The following is a 4,176-nucleotide window of genomic DNA, read 5'->3' on the forward strand; positions in this document are numbered from 1 at the left end:
CGATCGCGGTGCACGTGTACGTCGATGGCGTCGGGGTGGCCTATCAGGCCAACAAGGTGCGTACGGATGTTGGTGGTGCGTACCCTGGGTACGGCAACAACCATGGCTTTGCTGAGACGGTGACGGCGGCTCCGGGGTCACATCAGGTGTGCGTGTATGGGATCAACACCGGTCCGGGCGCGCACCCTGTGTTGGGCTGTGCGACGGTGACGGTTCCTGGTGTATCGGGCATCGTTGAGCGCGGGCGCACGCCGATCGGGGTGCTGGAAGCGGCTGCTCCGGTGACGGGTGGAATCACCGTCGGCGGCTGGGCTCTTGATCCTGACACGGCGAACTCGATCGCGGTGCACGTGTACGTCGACGGCGTCGGGGTGGCCTATCAGGCCAACAAGGTGCGCACGGATGTCGGTGGTGCGTACCCTGGGTACGGCAACAACCATGGCTTCGCCGAGACGATCCCGGCAGCACCGGGCCGCCATCAAGTGTGTGTCTACGCGATCAACAGCGTGGCCGGGCAGAATACCGCACTGGCCTGCACGACCGCCACCGTGACGTGACCTGACGCCTTTTCCGTGGCCGGTAAGCTCTATCCTTGACCAATATTCACAAGATGATCGTGCCTCGGCGCATCTGGACTGGGGAACATGAACGTGGCAGCATCAACGAAGCGCGCTTTTATTACCGGCATCACCGGGCAGGACGGTTCTTACCTTGCTGAGTTGTTGCTCGGCAAGGGGTATGAGGTTCACGGTCTGATTCGTCGGGCGTCGACGTTCAACACGTCGCGGATTGATCACCTGTACGTGGACCCGCACGATACCGGCGCGAAGCTGTTCCTGCACTACGGCGACCTGAGCGACGGCTCACGCTTGTCGACGCTTCTCGCTGAGATCAAGCCCGACGAGGTGTACAACCTGGCGGCGCAGTCGCATGTGCGGGTGTCGTTTGATGAGCCGGAGCACACGGCTGACACGACGGGGATGGGTACGATTCGTCTGCTTGAGGCTGTGCGGATGTCGGGGATTCATTGCCGGTTTTACCAGGCGTCGAGTTCGGAGATGTTCGGGGCGACTCCGCCGCCGCAGAACGAGGAGACGCCGTTCTACCCGCGTTCCCCGTATGGTGCGGCGAAGGTGTACAGCTACTGGATTACCAAGAATTACCGCGAGGCGTACGGCATGTTCGCCGTGAACGGCATTTTGTTCAACCACGAGTCGCCGCGTCGTGGCGAGACGTTTGTGACGCGCAAGATCACCCGCGCTGTCGCGGCGATTAAGGCAGGCAAGCAGGACCACGTGTATCTGGGCAACCTCGACTCCATTCGCGACTGGGGTTATGCCGCGGAGTACGTGGAGGGCATGTGGCGCATGCTGCAGGTCGATGAGCCGGAAGACTTCGTGCTCGCGACCGGCGGCAACTTCACGGTGCGGGACTTCGTACAGACCGCGTTCGAGCACGCGGGCCTCGAGTGGGAGGAGCACGTGCGTTTCGACGAACGCTACCTGCGCCCCACCGAGGTGGACGCTCTTGTCGGTGACGCGTCGAAGGCGGAGGCGAAGCTGGGCTGGAAGGCGACCGTTGACACGGCGGAGCTGGCACGGATCATGGTTGATGCCGACATCACGGCGCTGAGTCATGCGGGTGGTCGGTGGATCGACGAGGTCAAGCTCGCGAGCTGGGGCACGAAGAGCCCGGCGCCGGTTCTGTGATGACGGTGACCACCGAGACATCCGATTCCCGCGACATGGTGGAGTTCACGCCCGGGCCGCTTGATCGCACCGGCACGTTTTACGTGGCCGGGCACCGCGGCCTGGTGGGTTCAGCCATTTGGCGGCGCCTGCAGTCCGAGGGGTTCACGGACCTGGTGGGTCGGTCGTCGGCGGACTTGGATTTGAAGGACCGCGACGCGGTGTTCGCGTTTTTCGCCGAGACGAAGCCGCGCTACGTGGTGCTCGCGGCGGCGAAGGTCGGGGGGATCCTCGCGAACAACACGTTCCCGGTGGACTTTCTGAGCGACAACCTGCGCATTCAGGTGAACGTGCTCGATGCCGCGCTGAAGCACGGCGTGGAGCGACTGTTGTTTCTCGGGTCGAGTTGTATTTACCCGCGGCTGGCGCCGCAACCGATCCGGGAAGACTCCCTGCTGACCGGGCACCTGGAGCCGACCAATGATGCGTATGCGATCGCGAAGATCGCCGGTATTTTGCAGATTCAGGCCGTGCGTCGTCAGTACGGGTTGCCGTGGATCTCGGCGATGCCGACGAACCTCTACGGGCCCGGCGATAACTTCTCGCCCGCCGGGTCGCACGTGCTGCCTGCACTGATCCGTCGTTACGACGACGCGGCCACGTCTGGTGCGTCGAGCGTGACGAACTGGGGTACGGGCACGCCGCGCCGCGAATTTTTGCATGTGGATGACATGGCCGAGGCGTGCCTGCACCTGATGGAGCACTATGACGGCCCCGAGCAGGTGAATGTGGGTACCGGCAGTGATGTGACGATCCGGGAGATCGCGGAGACGATCGCCCGTGTGGTGGGGTTCACCGGCACCACCGAGTGGGACACCGACAAGCCTGACGGCACCCCGCAGAAGCTCCTTGACGTGTCTAAGCTCGCTCAGGCCGGGTGGACCGCCCGCATCGACCTTGAAGCCGGCCTGCGTTCCACCGTGCAGTGGTACCGCGAACATCAGGACACCATCCGCCAGTAACGGCCACGGTCACGGGCGTGCGCCCATGACCGTGCCCAGCGAATCGTCCTAGGCGAGACGGCTGCGCGCTTCCTCGACGAGGGACACGTACTGTCCAACTCTCTGTGGCCACGACCACTGTTCAAGTCGTTCCAATGGATATGCCGGCTGGGGGAAATCGAGGGCCGTGCGCATCGCGGCAGCCAAGCCGGTTGGCGTCTGGTCGTTCACCAGCAGCACAGGTGCGCCCTCGCTGGCCAGCTTCGCTGCTCCCGGAACGAGGTACGTGACAATCTGGCAGGTGCCGGCCAGTGCTTCCAACAACGTCGTCTGGAACCCTTCTGCCAGGGTCGTCGGGTTGACGAGAACTGAGTCGTGCAGGTACGAGCGGACCGTTTCACCGCTCACGTAACCGTGAGTGTGCGCGATCGATGTAAGCCCCTGGCGCTCAATTTGCAACGTCGCGGCAGCCATATCGGGGCCGTCGCCGAGGATTTCCACGGTAAACGGACCTACGGAACTGTCGCTGGCCAGGATGGCCGCTGCATCGAGAAGTCGGTCCCATCCTTTTCCGGGAACAAGCCGTCCCACGAACACGAAGCGGCGCCGAGGGCTTGACTGCTCCACCTGCGCCGGCCAGCCCTCCAAACTGATGGCGTTGTAGAAGACCTGCCCGGTCACCCCAGACAAACGTCTCACGAACGCCACAACCTGCTCAGAAACGCCGAGGACGCTGGTCGCCCCGCGCATAGTGCGCCGCCCGAAGGTGACGTCAACGACCCGACTCGCCCAGCCGATCAGTGGGGAGACGCCACGAACAAAGTCTGATCCATGCTCGGTGTGCACCACGGGGATCCGCAGTCTCTTTCCGACCGCGAGTCCGACCCAGGACATGGGAAAGAATCGCGTGTGTGTCGAAATTGCGGTCACACCGGCCCCGGCGAATCGGCGACGGAGACGTCGGGCTGTTCCGAATGAGGGGAAGGACATCACGGAAGCGATAGGGAAGTGCCGGGGCAGCCGATGCACGGTTATGCCATTCTCTACGGAGACTCCGGGTTCGTCGGCGAGCGTCACAACCGTTGCCCGATGCCCTTGGCGCACGAGTTCGTGCGCGAGGTCTGCGATGTGCCTTTCGATGCCGCCTACGCGGGGAGGGAAGCTGTTGACCACAAAGAGGATGTGCTGCTGTTCTGGCATGAACTGTATTTCCCTGACTACTTCGTGTGGTGCAGACTCCAGGGGAGCGGACGGCGTAGCCCCGGAAGCATCCAGTTTACGTGCGCGGGTCGCTCGCATCGTGACGTCGGTTAGCCTTGACATAACGATCCAATGGAAAAGGACCTGACTCTGTGCGCGGTGTAAGTGTGGTCATTCCGACCGTTCGACTCGACAAATGGCTGGACGAGGCTGTTGAATCCATTCTCGGGAGCACAGGCGTTGAGGTTGACCTCATCGTGGTGCATGACGGTGTAGAACCCGACCGA

General features: G+C 63.0%; 3 protein-coding genes and 1 pseudogene. 3 read left to right on the forward strand and 1 reads right to left on the reverse strand.

Annotation, left to right across the window (positions count from 1 at the left end; translation table 11 throughout):
- The 3 genes and pseudogenes from JF66_RS23800 to JF66_RS17715 all read left to right on the forward strand — a co-directional run.
- Positions 1 to 557, forward strand: a pseudogene (locus JF66_RS23800) (hypothetical protein); the annotation flags it as partial.
- Positions 558 to 644: 87 nt separating this feature from the next.
- Complete coding sequence (gene gmd, locus JF66_RS17710) at positions 645 to 1,709, forward strand: GDP-mannose 4,6-dehydratase (protein WP_035880090.1); 1,065 nt, start codon at positions 645 to 647, stop codon at positions 1,707 to 1,709.
- Positions 1,709 to 2,710, forward strand: coding sequence for a GDP-L-fucose synthase (locus JF66_RS17715; protein ID WP_035880092.1), 1,002 nt, complete (start codon positions 1,709 to 1,711; stop codon positions 2,708 to 2,710). Before gmd ends, JF66_RS17715 begins: the two co-directional genes overlap by 1 nt.
- A gap of 48 nt (positions 2,711 to 2,758) precedes the next feature.
- Here the strand turns inward: JF66_RS17715 and JF66_RS17720 are convergent, their stop codons facing one another.
- Positions 2,759 to 3,889: a glycosyltransferase family 4 protein gene (locus tag JF66_RS17720; protein WP_035880093.1), complete on the reverse strand. Its 1,131-nt coding sequence runs from the start codon at positions 3,887 to 3,889 to the stop codon at positions 2,759 to 2,761.
- Between the last annotated feature and the right edge of the window lie 287 nt (positions 3,890 to 4,176).

Origin of the sequence: Cryobacterium sp. MLB-32, assembly GCF_000738085.1 — a bacterium.
Lineage (GTDB): Bacteria > Actinomycetota > Actinomycetes > Actinomycetales > Microbacteriaceae > Cryobacterium.

Coding starts and splice junctions, on each gene's coding strand:
- gmd (WP_035880090.1), top strand. CDS start 645: ATGAACGTGGCAGCATCAACGAAGCGCGCTTTTATTACCGGCATCACC.
- JF66_RS17715 (WP_035880092.1), top strand. CDS start 1,709: ATGACGGTGACCACCGAGACATCCGATTCCCGCGACATGGTGGAGTTC.
- JF66_RS17720 (WP_035880093.1), bottom strand. CDS start 3,889: ATGCCAGAACAGCAGCACATCCTCTTTGTGGTCAACAGCTTCCCTCCC.